Raw genomic sequence first — 16,059 nt, forward strand, 5'->3', positions numbered from 1 at the left:
CCGGCGGCGCGTCCGCGACCTTTGACCGCTATCGCCGGCCAGCCGCCGGCAAGGAAAGCCTTGTACGCGGCGATGATCGTGGGCGCGCTCAGCCCCGTCTCGGCGCGGGTCTGCGCCAGCGAATGCCCCGACAGACGCAACTCGACCGCACGCCGGCGCCGCTGGTTCAGCTCGCCGAGCGCCGTTTCGACGTCGTCCGACTTGTTTGGCGCAAAGTCTTTAGTAGTTGACACAAGCATTAAGAACTTCGTGTTTGCGAGATTATGAATCAGAGATCCTCTCCCTTGCCGACGGCCATCCCCCCCGAATCGGTGCCGGCGCTGCTCGACGCCGTGGCGCAGATCACGCGCGACGCCGGGCGGGTGATCATGGAGGTCTACGCCACCGACTTCGCGGTGCGCGGCAAGGACGACGCCTCGCCGGTGACCGAAGCCGACGAGCGCGCCGAGCGCCTGATCGTGCCGGCGCTGGCCGCGCTGACGCCCGGCGTGCCGATCGTCGCCGAGGAGGCCGTCGCGGCGGGCCGCGTGCCGGCCGTCGATCGCCGCTTCTGGCTCGTCGACCCGCTCGACGGCACGAAGGAGTTCGTCGGGCGCAACGGCGAGTTCACGGTCAACGTCGCGCTGATCGACGACGGCGCGCCGCTGCTGGGCGTGGTGTTCGCGCCGGCGCTGGGCACGCGCGGGCGGCTGTTCGCCGGCGCCGTCGGGCACGGCGCCTGGGTCGACGACGACGCGGGCCGCCGCGACATCCGCTGCCGCCGCGTGCCCGCCGAGGGGCTCACCGTGGTCGCCAGCCGCTCGCACGGCGACGCCGCCGCCCTCGACGCGTTCCTCGCCGGCAGGAAGGTCGCTTCGCTGGCCAACGCCGGGTCGTCGCTGAAGCTGTGCCTGGTCGCCGCCGGCGAGGCCGACCTCTACCCGCGCCTGGGCCGCACGATGGAGTGGGACATCGCCGCCGGCCACGCCGTGCTGCGCGCCGCCGGCGGCGAGGTCACGCGCCTCGACGACGGCGCCCCAATGCGCTACGGCAAGCCGGGGTTCGACAACCCGCATTTTGTCGCCGCAGGCCGGGGCTGACGCGGCGGCGCGTCGCAGGGCCTAGACTGGCGCGGCCCGCCCCGCCGCCACCGCCCCGCCGATGCGCCCTGCCCTGCTCGCCCGCGTCCTCGACCGCGAATTCGTCGCCACCGCCGAAGGCCGGCACACGCCGCTGATGCTGTGGGGCCCGCCCGGGGTGGGCAAGTCGGGGCTGGTGGCGCAACTGGCGCAGCGCCACGGCGTGCCGCTGGTCGACGTGCGGCTGTCGCAGATGGAGCCGTCGGACCTGCGCGGCATCCCGTTTCGCGTCGGCGACCTGGTGCAGTGGGCCACGCCGGCGCTGCTGCCCGACGCGCAGCGCCATGGCCCGCGCGGCGTGCTGTTCCTCGACGAGATCACCAGCGCCGCGCCGGCGGTGTCGGCGGCGGCGTATCAGCTGATCCTCGACCGGCGGCTGGGCGAGTACACGCTGCCCGCGGGCTGGGCGATCTTCGCCGCCGGCAACCGCCAGGGCGACCGCGGCGTGACCTACGCGATGCCGGCGCCGCTGGCCAACCGCTTCGCGCACTTCGAGGTCGAGGTCGACCTCGACGACTGGGTGCAGTGGGCGTGGGCGCATGGCGTCGACGAGCGGCTGATCGGCTTCCTGCGCTTCAAGCCCGAGCTGCTGTTCGACTTCGACCCCGCGCGCACGCTGGCCGGCGAGATGGCGTTCCCGAGCCCGCGCTCGTGGGAGTTCGCGCACCGCGCGCTGGCCAAGTTCGGCGACCAGCCGGCGCTGCTGCCCGGCGCGCTGGCCGGCTGCGTCGGCGCCGCCGCCGGCGTCGAGTGCGCCGCGTACCTGGCCACGCTCGAGCGCCTGCCCGACCTCGACGCCGTCGTCGAAGGCCGCGACGCCGACGTGCCCGGCGAGATCGACCTGCAGTACGCCGTGGCCGCGGCGCTGGCGGGCCGTGCGCTGCGCGCCCGCGGCACGCCCGAGGCGGCGCGCACCTGGGGCCACATCCTCGACTACGCCGAGCGACTGCCCACGCGCGAGATCGGCGTGATGCTCGTGGCCGACCTGCACCGCAGCCTGGGCACGCCGCTGTTCGCGGTGCCGGCATTCAAGCGCTGGGCCGAGCGCGCCGCCGAGGTGCTGCTCTATGACTGAGCCGGCCGACGACGCCGCGCGCCGGCTGGCCGCCGCGCGCACGCGGCTGATCCTCGACCACCCGTTCCTCGGCGCGCTCGCGCTGCGCCTGCCGCTGAAGGCCGCCGGGCGCTGGTGCGCCACCACCGCCACCGACGCGCGCGCGCTGTACTACAACCCGCGGTGGATCGCGTCGCTGAAGCCCGCCGAGCTGCAGTTCGCGGTCGCGCACGAGGCGTTGCACTGCGCGCTCGGCCACTTCGCGCGCCGCGGCCACCGCGTGCAGCGGCGCTGGGACCTGGCGTGCGACTTCGCGATCAACCCGCTGCTGCTCGACGAGGGCCTCGCGCCGCCGCCCGGCGCGCCGGTGCTGCCGCCGTACCGCGGCATGAGCGCCGAGGAGATCTACCCCTGTCTCGACGACCGCCTCGACGACGACACGCTCGACGAACACGCGTGGGACGGCGACGACGGCGGCCGGGGCGGGCGCGGCGACGGCGCGCCGCACGACGACGCCGGCGGCGGCGATGGGCGCGCGCAGGAACGGCCGGCCGGCGCCGGCGACGCCTGCGGCGACGCGCGCCCGCCGCCGCTGGGCGCCACCGAACGCGAGCACCTGCGCCGGCAGTGGCAGCGCCACCTCGCGGCGGCGGCGCAGCGCGCGCGCGAGGCGGGCAGGCTCGCCGGCGCGCTGGCCCGGCTCGCCGACGAGGGACTCGCACCGCGCGTGTCGTGGCGCGCCGCGCTGGCGCAGTACCTGGCGCAGACCGCGCGCGACGACTACTCGTGGCTGCGCCCGTCGCGCCGCGAGGGCGACGCGATGCTGCCCAGCCTGCGCAGCGCCGCCGGCGACCTCGTCGTCGCCGTCGACACCTCGGGGTCGATCGGCGACGCCGACATCGCGCAGTTCGTCGCCGAGCTCAACGCGCTGAAGGGCACGCTGCCGGTGCGCACGACGCTGCTGGCCTGCGACAGCGCGCTCGCCGACGACGCGCCGTGGGTCGCCGAGGCGTGGGAACCGCTGCGGGTGCCGGCGCAGTGGGCCGGCGGCGGCGGCACCGACTTCAGGCCGGTGTTCGACTGGATCGAGCGCCAGGGCCGGCGCCCCGACGCGCTGGTCTACTTCACCGACGCCGAGGGCAGCTTCCCGGCCCGCGCGCCCGACTACCCGGTGCTGTGGCTCGTCAAGGGGCGCGCGCCGGTGCCGTGGGGGCGGCGCGTCGCGCTGGCCTGACGGGCGGCCGCGCGACCCCCCCCGAACCGGATAGCCCGAACGGGGAGCACGACGACGGCGGTCGCGGTGTCATCATCGGCGGCTGCCGTGTCGCTCGACCAACTCGCCTGCGAAGACGCGCTGCGCCTGGCCGTGCTGCTGGCCGGCGAAGTGCACGCCGTGCGCATCGACGAGGGCGCGCTGACGCTGCACGCGCTGACGCCGCGCGGCGAGGCGCGCGTCGCGCTGCACCCCGACGCGCGCGCCGAGCGTTACCTGACGCGCGTGCGCGGGGCGCTGGCCGGCCACGCGATGGGCTCGCCCGGCGGCTACCCGGTGCACCTGCGCCGCTGGACGCGCAGCGGCCACGCCAGCCCGAAGAACCTCGAGGCGCTGCTGCGACTGGGCGAGCCCGAGGCGGTGACCGCGGTGTCGCTGTCGGCGCACCTCACCGACGAGCTCGCGCGGCGCGTGTGGTGGGTGCAGCCCGGCAGCGACACCGCGCGCGCGATGCTCGCGCACGACGCGGTGCGCCGCGGCGCGATGGGCCCGGTGCTCGCGCGGCACCTGCTCGAGCACCTGGCGTTCGAGGCCGACCCCGACGCGGCGATCGCCTCGGTCACCGCGATCGCCGCCGCCGGGCTGCTCGACGCCGCCGCGCGCGAGCGGCTGTGGAAGGCGGCGCAGCACCGCCCGCACTACCTGGTCGGCTGGCTGGCGCACGCGCCGCTGACGCTGCCGCCGGCGCCACCGCGCGAGGTACACCCCGCGGTGGCGGCCGCCGCGCAGGCCGGACAGCCGGTGGCCACGCTGCTGCTGCGCTGCGCGTCGGCCGAGGGCCAGGGGTTCCTGCACGCGCTCGCGCTGGCACTCGAGAAGCCGCCGACGCACGACGCGGTGCTGCGCCTGCTCGACATCGCCTCGGCGTGGTTCGCCACGGCGCGCAGCGACCGCGGCGACGGCAGCGGCGCGAGCGTCGACGCGGCGTGGCCCGACGCGCCGCCCGAGGTGCGTCCCGCGGTGGCCGCGGTGCTCGCGCTCGCGGCCGAGGGCCGCCGCGCCGCCGAGCCGATCCTCGATCGCACCACTGCCGTGGGCCCGCTGATGCGCCGGCACCTGGCGCCGGTGCTGCAGCCGCTGCTCGGGCACCTGCACCTGCTGCGCGGCGGCGCGTGAGCCGGCGATGCAAGGCGGCCTGACGATCGACCCCGAGGCGTCGCACCTGGTCACGCGCTGCTGGGCAGTCGTCGCCGTGCGCCGCGGCAGCCGCAAGCGCTTCGCCGAGACCTGCGTCGAGCCGATGCCCAGCGCCGAGGCCGCGCTCGCCGCCGCCGACCCGGCGCACCACCGCCACGCCGCCGAGGTGATGGGGCCGTCGCGCTCGTCGGAGGGGGTGCGGCTGTACTACCTGGTGCGCTGGCTCGACCCCGCCTGAGGCGCCGCGGCGCGGCTGCCGTTGCGCGCCGCGCCGGCGCAGGCTCCAATCGGCGATGGACGCAGCCCGGGTGAACGCGACGGACCGCGGCGCGGTGGCCGTCGTCGCGGTGCACGGCATCGCCGACCAGCAGCCGGGGCAGACGGTGCGCGAGCTGGCGCGCCTGCTGTGCCACGGCCGCGACGGCGCGCCACGCTACGTCGACGGCGAGGTGCACGAGGTGATCGTGCCGGTGACGCCGCTGGCGCCGGCGCCACCCGGCGCCGCGCCGCCGCCCGGGTCGCCTGGGCCACCCGACGCCGAGGTGGCGATGGAGCCCGGCCGGCCGAGCGAGTTCTTCCTGCAAGGCCGCGCTGCCGGCGCCGCCGACCTCGGCCTGGCGCTGACCGACCACCTGCTGGCGCGCCACCGCCCCGCCGAGCGCGACGGTCTGTACGCGTCGACGCGCGTGTCGCTGCGCCGGCGTGCCGACGGCACGCGGGTCGACCTGTACGAGATGCACTGGGCCGACCACTCGCGGCTGCACCCCGGCGGCATCCGCGCGCTGTCGGCCGCGTACCAGCTGCTGTTCCACCTGAACACGCTGGCGCGCGACGTCGTCGACCAGGTCGCGATGGCCGGCGGCGCCGGCGGCGGCGCGCTGCGCGTGCTGCAGCGGCTGCACGCGTGGTCGGCGTGGCTGCTGACCGGCCCGGCGGCGCTGCTGCAGCTGGCGATGCTGCTGCTGGTGGCGTTCGGTGCCGCCGCGTTCGTGCCGGCCGACGACCTGGGCTTCGCGCTGGTGCTCGGCGGCGGCGTCGCGGCCGTGGTGCTGGGCATCGGCGCATGGCTCGCGGCGCAGCGCGCCGACGCTGCCCCGGCGGCGCTGGCGCGTGCGCTGCCCTGGCTCGCCGCCGCCGCGGGCGCGGCGGCGCTTGCCGCGGCAGCGCTCGGCAGGCGCGCGCCCGAGCCGATGCTGTACGCCGGCACCGCCGCCGTGCTGACGGTCGCCGCCGGCGCGCTGCTGGTGCGCCGCTACGCGCGCACCGTGCGCGGCGTGCGCGCGGTCGGGACCCTCGTGCTCGGGTTCACGGCGGCGCTGCTCGCGTGGCACGGCCCGCGCGACCTCGCGCACGCGACGACGCTGCACGAGTGGATGCTGGTCACCGCGCTGCACGCCGGCGAGGCGCTGCTGGCGCTGCTGCTCGCCGCCTGGGGCCTGGTGGTGCTGGTGCAGGGCGGTGCGCTGGTGACGAGCTTCGCGCTGTCGCGCGCCGGCGGCGAGGTCGCGGCGTCGCTGGCCACGGCGCGCATCGCGCTGTCGGTGTCGACGGCGCTGTTCGTGGTGCTCAGCCTCGTGCTGTGGTCGGTGATCGCCTACGTCGCGGGGCTCGCGCTCGACGACGTGCGCTTCGTGCCCACGCTGCTCGGCGCCGGCGCCTTCCCGTCGGGCGCGGTGTTCTTCGAGGCGCAGGTGCGCGACGTCGGCGCGCTGTTCACGCCGCTGATGGCGCTGGCCGGCGTCGTCGGCGCGGTGGCGATCGTCGCGGTGGCGCCGTCGCTGCGCGAGGAACTGGCACCGACGCCGGCGGCGCCGACACCGCAGGGCGACGCCGCCAGCGCGCGGCTGGCGCGCGGCTGGAACCGCGGGCGGCGCGTCGTCGCCGCGCTGTTCGCCACCGTCGTGCCGGCGCTGGCGCTGCTCGGCGGCGTGGTGTACCTGCTGTTCGCGGTCGAGAAACTCGCCGGCGTGCCGCTGCTGTTCGCGCTGGCCGGCGACGCCCCGGCGCGATGGGGCGCGCTGCTGGTGGACATCGGCAAGTGGCTCGCCGGCGGCGCCGTCGTGCTCACCGTGCTGGGCGCGCGCTTCACGCGCACGCTGGGGCGGCTGCGCGTCGCGCTCGACGCGGTGCTCGACGTCGACAACTACTTCCGCGACCCGCACGACCGGCTGCCGCCGCGCGCGCGCATCTTCTCGCGCTACGCGTCGCTGCTCGACTACCTGCGCCGGCGCGGCTACGCGCGGCTGGTGATCGTCGCGCACAGCCAGGGCAGCGTGATCAGCGCCGACCTGCTGCGCCACCTGCACCGCGGCGGGCGGCTACGCGGCGTCGCCGGCGACGCGCCGCGGGCGATGTTCACGCTGGGCTCGCCGCTGCGCGACCTCTACGCGGCGCGCTTTGCACTGCTGTACCGCTGGATGGGCGCACCCAGCGCGTCGTTCGCCGCCGCGACGCCGACGCCGGCGCAGCTCGGCCTCGACGAGTGGGTCAACGCGTACCGCGCCGGCGACTACGTCGGGCGCGCGCTGTGGACCCCTGCCGACGCGCCGGGCGCCTTCGACGTCGCACGCCTCGACGCGCAGGGCCGCGTGGTGGCGGCGCGCGACGGCGGGCGCACCGAGTTCTGCCTGGGCGCCGGCGCGCACACGCACTACTTCGACGACGATGCCGTCGCGGTGGCCGCCGAGCTCGACCGGCTGATCGCCGGCACGGCGCCGGGCAGCTGATCGGCGCGGCCTACACTGCGCGCCCATGCCGCGCGCGCACCTCGAACTGCTCGCCCCCGCCCGCGACGCCGCGATCGGCATCGAGGCGGTCGACCACGGCGCCGATGCCGTGTACATCGGCGGGCCGGGATTCGGCGCGCGCGACAAGGCGAGCAACCCGGTGGCCGACATCGCGCGGCTGGCGCGCCACGCGCACCGCTTCGGCGCGCGCGTCTTCGTCACGCTGAACACGATCCTGCGCGACGACGAACTGGAGCCCGCGCGCCGCCTGGCGTGGCAGCTGCACGACGCCGGCGTCGACGCGCTGATCGTGCAGGACATGGGGCTGCTCGAGCTCGATCTGCCGCCGATCCAGCTGCACGCCAGCACGCAGACCGACATCCGAACGCCGGCCAAGGCGCGCTTCCTGCAGGACGTCGGCTTCTCGCAGATGGTGCTGGCGCGCGAGCTGGACCTCGCGCAGATCCGCGCCGTCGCCGCCGAGGTGCGCGACGCGGTGCTCGAGTTCTTCGTGCACGGCGCGCTGTGCGTGGCCTACAGCGGACAGTGCTACATCAGTCACGCGGTGACCGGGCGCAGCGCCAACCGCGGCAGCTGCAGCCAGGAGTGCCGCCAGCCTTTCACGCTGATCGACCCACAGGGGCGCGTCGTCGCGCACGACAGGCACGTGCTCAGCCTGAAGGACAACGACCAGAGCGCGAACCTCGAGGCGCTGGTCGACGCCGGCATCCGCAGCTTCAAGATCGAGGGCCGCTACAAGGACATGGCGACGGTGAAGAACGTCACCGCGCACTACCGCCGGCTGCTCGACGCGCTGCTCGAGCGCCGCACGGACCTGCGCCCGGCCAGCAGCGGGCGCTGCCGCCACACGTTCACGCCGCGGCCCGAGCTCGGCTTCAACCGCGGCGGCACCGACTACTTCGTGCACGGCCGCCGGCCCCTCGACGAGGGCGACATCGGCGCTTTCGACACGCCCAAACACGCCGGGCTGCCGGTGGGCCGCGTCGTGCAGGTCGGTGCCGACCACGTCGACCTCGACACCGGCGACGCCGCGCTGGCGCTGCACAACGGCGACGCGCTGACCTGGCGGGACCGCCTGGGCCGCCTGCACGGCGTGCCGGTCAACACCGCCACGCCCCTCGACGGGCCCGGCGGCACGCGCTGGCGCATCGTGCCCAACCTGCCGCGCGGCCGGACGCTGGCCGACCTGATGCGCGACGCCGACCTGCGGCGCGACACCGCGGTCGCGCGCAACCGCGACATGGCGTGGGAGCGGCTGCTCGCGAAGCCGTCGGCCGAGCGGCGCATCGCCGCCGACCTGACGCTGGCGCAGGTGCGCGGCGACGGCCCCGACGGCTTCGAGCTGACGATCAGGGACGCCGACGGCCACCGCGGCATCGCGCGCGTCGTGCACCCGCACGAGCCGGCCCGCGACGCGCGGCGCGCCGAGGCGCAGCTCAAAGACGCGCTGGCCAGGCTCGGCGACACGATCTTCGAGGCGCGCCGCGTGCGGCTGGCGCTGGCGCAACCCTGGTTCGTGCCGGCGTCGGTGCTCAACGCCCTGCGCCGCGACGCGGTGGCCGCGCTCGAGGCCGCGCGCGCCGCCGCGTGGCGGCGGCTGCCGCGCGCCGAGCCGGCCGACCCGCCGGCGATCTACCCCGACGACGCGCTGACCTACCTCGCCAACGTCTACAACCACCGCGCCGCGGCGTTCTACGCGCGCCACGGCGTGAAGGTCGTCGACGCGGCGTACGAGAGCCACGAGGCGCTGGGCGACGTGAGCCTGATGATCACCCGGCACTGCGTGCGCCACAGCCTGAGCCTGTGCCCGAAGCAGGCCAAGGGCGTGACGGGGGTACAGGGCACCGTGCGCGCCGAGCCGCTGACGCTGCTGCACGGCGACGAGCGCTTCACGCTGCGCTTCGACTGCAAGCCCTGCGAGATGCACGTCGTCGGCGCGATGCGCCCGCAGGTGCTGCGCCAGCTGAAGGCGCAGCCGCTGTCGTTCTACCGCACGCGGCCGGCGGCCGCGGCGGGCTGACGCGTCGAAGGCGGCCGCACGCCGCCGCGGCCGGCAGCGCGCCGGCTACGCCGGCGCCAGCCGCAGCGCCGGCATCAGCGCCTCGACCTCGTCGGCACCGCGGCGCGGCGCCGCTTGCGCCATCTCGGCCAGCGCGCCGAGCTCCTGCGGGTCGAGGCGCCCCACGCGCGCCGGCAGGTCCGCCAGCCGCAGCCCCTCGCGCACCCACCACGCCATCGCGGTGTGGCGCAGCCGCTGCGGCGTGACCGCGGTCGCGTCGGGCAGGCCCGCGTCGATCGCCGCGCAGGCCAGCATCGTCTGCAGGTCGACGCTGCCCATCGGCCGCCCATCGGCACCGCCGAGCAGCGGTGCGTCGCCGGCCACGGCCGGCAGCGCCTCGGCGAACCAGGACGGCAGCGGCACCTCGCGTGCCCAGGTGCCGCCCACGCGCAGCCGCAGCGCCGCGGTGTCGACGTCGGCGCGCCGCAGCGACGTCGCCTCGTCGGTCGACAGGCCCAGCAACCACAGCGCGCACGCCAGGCGCGACGGGCCCCGTGCGGCGGCCAGCAGTGCCGCGGCCTCGTCCTGCGCCAGCTCGCGCGGCGGCGGCGGCGGCGGCAGCGCTACGGCGCGCGGCGCGTTCGCGTCGTGGCCCAGCCACGGCGTGCCACCGGTGGCCGGCAGCGCCGCGGCCGCAGCCCCGTTCGGCAGCGCCGCGCCCCACGCCGTCGGCACGACGACGGTCATCGGTGCCGCCACCGCGCGCGCCGGCCGGTTGAACAGCTCGACCACGCCCATCGCCAGCAGCCCGAGCGCGAACGAACCGGCCAGCACCAGCGCGCCGTCGCGCAGGTAATCGGGCCGCCACGCGGCGTCCGGCGCGGTGGCCGGCTGCAACACCTCGACCGCAGGCTGGCGCGCCTTCTGGTTGGCCTCGAGCCGCGCCAGGCGTTCCAGCGCCTCGCGGCGCGCGCGTTCGACCGAAGTCAGGTCGTCTTCCATCGCCTTCGCCTGCGCGAACCGCGCCGAGAAGCTGCGCAACCCCTGGCGTTCGGCGGCCTGCTGCTGCTGCAGCCGCTCGACGTTGGCGCGCGTGGTCACCACCTCCTCCTGCGCCTTCGCCAGCGCGTTCTCCTGGCTGACGGCGCGGCGCTGCACGATCTGCGCCTCCAGTTCGCCCAGGCGGGTGCGCATCGCGCGCGCGCGCTGGTCCATCGCGAGGAACTCCTCGGTGTAGACACGGCCCAGTTCGCGCAGCTCCTCGCGCAGCTGCGAGGCACGGGCCTCGAGCCCGGCCAGCGTCGGGTCGTCGCGCGCCGACACCACGCCCTGGCCCTTGTCGACCGCCTCCTGCAAGGCGCGCAGCCGCGCCTCGGCGGTGGCCTGCTTCTCGACCGCGTTGTTCAGCGCCGTGGCCAGGCCGCGCGTGCGCGCCACGGCCTCGTTCTCCTCGCGCTCGCCCGACGCGATGTTCGCGCTGCCGCGGAACTGCTCGAGCCGCGCGCGCCGCTGCGCGGCCGCCTGCTCGAGCCGCGCCAGTTCGTCGCGCAGTTGGTCGATGCGCTCGTCGCCCGCGCTGCCGTAGGCGGCGAACAGCTGCTCGCGGTACGCCCCGATCAGCTCGTTCAGCGCCGCGGCCAGCAGGGCCGGCGGCGACCCCACCGCGGCGAGTTCGATCACCGTCGACCCCGGCACCAGCGCCACGGCGACCATCCGCTGGATGCGCGACACCGGGTCGCCCTCGGCCGGGTCGAGGCGCAACCCCAGCGCCACCAGGCGCTGGTGCGCCTGCTCGATCAACGGGCGGCTGCCCAGCCGCTGCACCTGAGCGGCCAGGTCGGCGCCCAGGTCGCCGGCGGGCGCCGACGCCGCCGCGGCGATCGACGGCAGCGTCACCTGGATGCGCGCGATCGCGCGGTACTCGGCGGGCCGCAGCAGGTTCCACGCCATCCCGGCGACGGCGCAGACCAGGAACACCGCGAGGAACACCGCGAGCCGCCGGCGGTTGCCGCGCCAGGCCGGGTCGCGACGCGCCGAAGCGTCGCCCGCGTCCGTCGCCGCCAGTCCGGGATGGATCACGCGCATGTGGGGATGGGCAGGTGGGCGGGCGCGGGCGGCCCGACGGACGGGGGATGCGTATCGTGCCACGCCCGCCGCGAGTGCGAGCCACCTGAATCGAGGGAGTCGCGCCTTTGCGCCCGCACCGGGTCGTGCCACAGTGCGGGCGCTGCCGGCAGCGCCCTCACCGTACCGTTCGACGTCACGACGCCCCCCTGGTCCCCGTCCACACGTCGCGGCGGCGCGTCGCGCTGGGGGCCGGGCGTGCTGCTGGCACTGCTGCTCGCCGTCGCCGCCGGCTGGGCGCTGTGGCCCGACGACGACGACGCGGCTGCCGCGCGCAGCTACGAAGAACTCACCGGCGGCCTGTTCGCGTCGCCGCCGCAGGGCCCGTTTCGCGCGCCGGTGGTGCGCGAACTGAAGCTGCCGACCTTTGCCGATGCCACCAGCGTGTGGGGCGCCACCGGGCGGGACTTCAGCGGCGGCGTCTGGGTCGGGGTGTCGACCGCGCCGGCCGGCAGCAGCGCACGCCTGTTCCAGTACAACGCGTCGACCGACACCTGGCACGACCGCGGCAGCGTCGTCGAGCAGCTCGCGGCGGCCGGTCTGGCGCGCAGCGGGCAGGGCCAGAACAAGATCCACTCGAAGATCGTCCCGGCCGGCGACGGCTGGCTGTACTTCGCCTCGTCCGACGAGGAGGGCGAGTCGCCGCGCGGCGACGTGCTGCCGCGTTGGGGCGGCCACCTGTGGCGCATCCATCCGCAGCGTCACGTCTGGCAGCACCTGCTGGCCACGCCCGAGGGCCTGGTCGCCGTCAGCGGCGTCGGGCGCCACGTCTACGCGCTCGGCTACTGGGGGCACGTGCTGATCCAGTACGACACCGCCACCGGCGCGACGCGCCGCGTGGCGGTCGGCTCGGTCGACGGCCACGTCTCGCGCAACTTCCTCGCCGACATCCGCGGCCACGCCTACGTGCCGCGGTTGCGCGCGCAGGCCGGCAAGGCGCCCGGCGTCACGCTGGTGGAGTACGACGCCGACCTGCGCGAGGTCGCCGAGACGCCGCTCGAGCATTACCTGGGCCGCGGCACGCCCGGTGCCAACCACGGCATCGTCGGCGTGGCCTACCTGAGCGACGGCAACCTGCTGTTCACCACGCACGTCGGCCACCTTTACCGCATCGAGCCGAGGCCGGGCGCGCCGTCCCGGGTGACCGCGCTGGGCGCGTGGCCGCCAGGCGCACCGGCCTATGGCCCGTCGCTGTTCGCGCTGGGCGGCCGCGACTGGGTGGCGGGCGTCGTGCAGGCGCGCAGCGGCTTCCAGTGGGTGGCCTTCGAGCCGGCCACGCAAGTGGCCAGCACGCACCCGATCGACCTGCGCGGGCTGGACAAGGTGCTGCTGTACGGGTCGGTCACGCGCGATAACGCGGGCCGCGCCTACCTCGGCGGGTGGGCCGCCGGCGTCGGCGGACAGCGCCCGCTGGTGTTGCAGGTCGACCCGGCGGGCCGGTAGGCACGGGTGTCAGCGCAGCGGCGTGCCGCCCGTCGCGCCCGTCACCTGCACCTGGGCCGCGAGTTCGCCGGCCCGGAACCAGTACCTCACCGTGCGTCGCGGCCCGGCGACCTCGGCGCCGACGCGGTCGCCGTCCTCGATCAGGCGCACGCGGTGCGGCGCCGGCGGGCCAAGGCGCGTGGGCAGCATCACCACCAGGAACTGATCGGCCGCCGCGTCGGCCAGCGGCATCAGTTCCAGCCGCCAGCGGCCCGTCTCGCTGCGGTGCGCCGGCGAGCGCTCGATCACGTCGAGCAGCTTGCCGTCCTCGTCGAAGTTCCTGCCATCGACGAGGAACTCGAGCCCCCGCCCGCCGACGGGCAGCAGCGCCGCGGCGCGCGGCAGCAGCACGTGGCCCTCGAGCCGGCCGCCCTGGCGCCCCGCCCCCTTGCCGGGCAGCACCTCGGCGACGAATCGCCGGCCGTCGACGCGAGGCTGCAGCGCGGTGTGCAGCAGCCAGCGCTTGCGAAAGACCGGCTTCGTCGCCACCACGTCGTCGTACACGACGACGACGTCGTCGACGCGGTCGTAAGCGAACACGCGCCACGCGCGCTCGACGCGCCGCGTGCGGTGCGAGAAGGTGCCCCTGCCCGACAGCTCGTTGGTGTAGGCCGCGGTGACGTCGGCGACCGCCAGCGTGATGCCCTGGTCGTCGCGGTAGTCGACGATGTCGCCGGTTTCGTAGATCGCGCGCTTGTCCTGCCACTCGGCCAGGTCCAGCGGCGCGGCTTCGACGCCCCAGCCCGAACCGATGCGACGCTGGCCGCCGTCGTTGGCGATGAAACGCGGGCTCTCGCGCGGCTGGGCCGGCATCGGCACCGTGTCGTCGGGGTCGGTCACGGTGATCGCGTTGTGCGCGACGGTCTGGTAGCTGTAGTTCAGGTGATGGTCCGAGCCGTAGCCGCTGCCGTAGTTGGCGCCGCTGTCCAGCGCCAGCGCGCCGCCCCGGTAGATCGTGAAGCTGCCCTGGTCCAGGTGCGAGTGCGACCAGAAGTTGTCGCCGGCCTTGAAGGTCACGTAGGTGGCCTCGTCGCTCCAGTCCGCGCGTGCGATCACGAGCCCGATGCCGTCGAAGTGCCGCGACAGCGGCAGTCGCGACCGGGCGCCCGCATCCGCGAGACTCGCGTCTGGAAACGGCCCCCAGGGCCACGACAGCGGGGCGACCCGCCGCGGCGGCCGGGGACCGTACGCCGCCGCGTGCCGGTACTCGATGGCCAGCGCCGCCTGGTCGGGTACCGGCCGGTCGAAGAACGACCCGTCGCCCAGGCGCATGTGGGTGCCGTCCGGGCGCGTGCGGTGGACGAGGAAGTCGAGGAAGCCGCGCAGCCCGGGTTCGGCGGCGAACACGTCCTCGCCGGTGGCCGCGCGCCACATCGCCGGCACCTGGTACACCGCGCCGCCGATGCCGATGCCGACGTACTCGCCGCCCTCGTGCCACCCGCCGTGACGACCCATCACCTGGCGCCACACCGGCAGCACGCGCTGCTTCCACAGGTCGTGGGTGAAGCGCATCACCGGCTCGCCGCGCGGGTCGTCGCCGTACAGCGCGATCGCGCAGGCCACCAGCGCCTGGAACGGCGCGTTGTACAGGTACACGTTGTAAGGCGACAGGCGCTCGGTGCGGATGAACTGCACCAGGTACTCGCAGCCGTCGGCCAGTTTGGCGCGCAGGCTGGCGCGCTGCTCGTCGGTCCAGCGGTCGTGCAGCCAGTCGTAGGCCACCGCCAGCGGCCGCACCTGGGCGTGCCCGCGCCAGTTGGGCTCGACGGCCAGCAGTTGCGCGTGCAGGGCCGCGAGGTCCTGGCTGCCCGGTTCGAGCAGTTCGAGCAGGACGCGCGCCTGCACGTCGCGGCCGGCCACGCGTCGCATCGGTTCGACATAGCCCTTGCCGTCGCTGCGCAGACGCGCGAGATCCGATGCCGACGGATGCGGCAGCCGAGGGTGCCGGGTGCGGAACTCCGGCAGCGACAGCGGCGGCAACGCCTCGCCCGGCGACAGCTGCGGCATCGTCGACTCGTCGACCGCCACCTCGGTGTGCGGCGACGAGACGAGCAAGCCCGCCGCCACCAGCGCCCCGAGCGTGCCGACGCCCGCCGCGACCATCGCACGCCGGCGCGTCGGCCGCTGCGGCAAAGCAAGCCGCGGCGACGCCTGCGGCGTCGACAAGGCGGACCGGAACAGGTGCACCAGCACCGCGTGGACCCACCATGCCGCGACGCAGCCGATGAGCACGTTGGTCGGGTCCGGCTTCTTTCCCGGCATGAACAGCTTCAGCACCTCGACGGCCAGCGCCACCGCCGCCGCGACGAGCCCCGCCTTCCAGCCGCCGCGACCCTCGGGCCACCACGCCCAGGTCGCCAGCCCCACCGCCGCGTAGGCGCCGGCGTTGGCCAGCAGGCTCCACATCGCCTCGGTCTCGGAGGTGTAGTAGTGGTAGTAGAAGGGCAGGAACCGGGTCTCGGCCAGCTTGGTGGTGGCCACCCAAGCGGGATCGAGGTGGCCGGTGAATCCGTTCAGCACGGCCAGCAGCACCAGGTACAGCGGGGCGCCGGCCAGCACGGCGGCGCGCACCGTTCGGCGGTGGCGCAGCGCAAGGTCGACCGAGAAGCCACGCTGCAGCGCCCACCCCCAAGCGACACCGACGGTGCGCGTCAGCACCGAGATCCCCTGACTCACTCCCGACGCCAGGACGAGTTGCACCAGTTCGATGACCACGCCTGCGGCCATGCCCCACGCCACTGCCGTTCCCAGCCGCAGCGCCGGGAACGCCAGCCCCAGCAGCGCGCCCAGCGGTGCGGCGACGATCGCCTCCGCCGCCAGCTTCACCGAACACCCGACGACGCCGCCGCACGTACCGGCCACGACGGGCGCCACCTGCCCCGGGTTCGCCAGCTTCGCGGCGACCTCGTTCGACGACACCAGGACGTCGTACGGAAAGAACGTCAGTGCAGCGTAGGCCAGCACGTACAGCGCCAGCGTCGCGCGCCAGGCCTGCGGGCCGCCGGCGCGAAAGCGCTGCCACAGCGCCAGCAGACGCTCACCGGCACCCAGCCACACCGCGACCCCGATGCCCGTGCCGATCGTCTCGGCGATCAGGTCGTTCTGCGACACGGTGCGCGGCGGGA

10 protein-coding genes and 1 pseudogene are annotated in these 16,059 nt (G+C 75.7%); 8 read left to right on the plus strand and 3 right to left on the minus strand.

The genetic code is table 11. The annotated features are described in order from the left end of the window. Positions 1–239 (minus strand): annotated as a pseudogene (locus PKC53_RS16640) (hypothetical protein); the annotation flags it as partial. A gap of 45 nt (positions 240–284) precedes the next feature. Between PKC53_RS16640 and cysQ the strand changes: the two are divergent. From cysQ to PKC53_RS16675, 7 genes are all read left to right on the plus strand, one after another. Next, the gene (cysQ, locus tag PKC53_RS16645) at positions 285–1,079 is read left to right on the plus strand and encodes a 3'(2'),5'-bisphosphate nucleotidase CysQ (protein WP_324430632.1); all 795 of its coding nucleotides are present in this window, start codon (positions 285–287) and stop codon (positions 1,077–1,079) included. Between the two features lie 61 nt (positions 1,080–1,140). Further along, positions 1,141–2,193: a MoxR family ATPase gene (locus PKC53_RS16650; RefSeq protein ID WP_324430634.1), complete on the plus strand. Its 1,053-nt coding sequence runs from the start codon at positions 1,141–1,143 to the stop codon at positions 2,191–2,193. Continuing rightward, entirely contained in the window at positions 2,186–3,406 is a 1,221-nt protein-coding gene (locus PKC53_RS16655) for a VWA-like domain-containing protein (protein WP_324430636.1), read from the plus strand. Before PKC53_RS16650 ends, PKC53_RS16655 begins: the two co-directional genes overlap by 8 nt. An 87-nt stretch (positions 3,407–3,493) precedes the next feature. Beyond that, entirely contained in the window at positions 3,494–4,561 is a 1,068-nt protein-coding gene (locus PKC53_RS16660) for a hypothetical protein (RefSeq protein ID WP_324430638.1), read from the plus strand. Positions 4,562–4,568: 7 nt separating this feature from the next. Beyond that, the gene (locus tag PKC53_RS16665) at positions 4,569–4,820 is read left to right on the plus strand and encodes a hypothetical protein (protein ID WP_324430640.1); all 252 of its coding nucleotides are present in this window, start codon (positions 4,569–4,571) and stop codon (positions 4,818–4,820) included. A 70-nt stretch (positions 4,821–4,890) separates the two neighbouring features. Further along, the gene (locus PKC53_RS16670; RefSeq protein WP_324430642.1) at positions 4,891–7,308 is read left to right on the plus strand and encodes a hypothetical protein; all 2,418 of its coding nucleotides are present in this window, start codon (positions 4,891–4,893) and stop codon (positions 7,306–7,308) included. 25 nt (positions 7,309–7,333) lie between these two features. Next, positions 7,334–9,349, plus strand: coding sequence for a U32 family peptidase (locus tag PKC53_RS16675; RefSeq protein WP_324430644.1), 2,016 nt, complete (start codon positions 7,334–7,336; stop codon positions 9,347–9,349). A 45-nt stretch (positions 9,350–9,394) separates the two neighbouring features. Here the strand turns inward: PKC53_RS16675 and PKC53_RS16680 are convergent, their stop codons facing one another. After that, on the minus strand, positions 9,395–11,413 hold the full coding sequence (locus PKC53_RS16680) for a hypothetical protein (protein WP_324430646.1): 2,019 nt from the start codon (positions 11,411–11,413) through the stop codon (positions 9,395–9,397). 237 nt (positions 11,414–11,650) lie between these two features. Here PKC53_RS16680 and PKC53_RS16685 point away from each other — a divergent pair, with 237 nt between their 5' ends. Beyond that, positions 11,651–12,895, plus strand: a complete 1,245-nt coding sequence (locus PKC53_RS16685; protein ID WP_324430648.1) for a hypothetical protein — start codon at positions 11,651–11,653, stop codon at positions 12,893–12,895. 9 nt (positions 12,896–12,904) lie between these two features. On the opposite strand, the gene PKC53_RS16690 is transcribed toward PKC53_RS16685, so the two are convergent. Next, on the minus strand, positions 12,905–16,059 hold a 3,155-nt coding region (locus PKC53_RS16690), incomplete at its 5' end, for a heparinase II/III family protein (protein ID WP_324430650.1).

The organism is Azohydromonas sp., from assembly GCF_035325925.1.
Classification (GTDB): Bacteria; Pseudomonadota; Gammaproteobacteria; order Burkholderiales; family Burkholderiaceae_C; genus Calidifontimicrobium.

Coding starts and splice junctions, on each gene's coding strand:
- PKC53_RS16680 (WP_324430646.1), bottom strand. CDS start 11,413: ATGCGCGTGATCCATCCCGGACTGGCGGCGACGGACGCGGGCGACGCT.
- PKC53_RS16655 (WP_324430636.1), top strand. CDS start 2,186: ATGACTGAGCCGGCCGACGACGCCGCGCGCCGGCTGGCCGCCGCGCGC.
- PKC53_RS16650 (WP_324430634.1), top strand. CDS start 1,141: ATGCGCCCTGCCCTGCTCGCCCGCGTCCTCGACCGCGAATTCGTCGCC.
- PKC53_RS16665 (WP_324430640.1), top strand. CDS start 4,569: ATGCAAGGCGGCCTGACGATCGACCCCGAGGCGTCGCACCTGGTCACG.
- PKC53_RS16675 (WP_324430644.1), top strand. CDS start 7,334: ATGCCGCGCGCGCACCTCGAACTGCTCGCCCCCGCCCGCGACGCCGCG.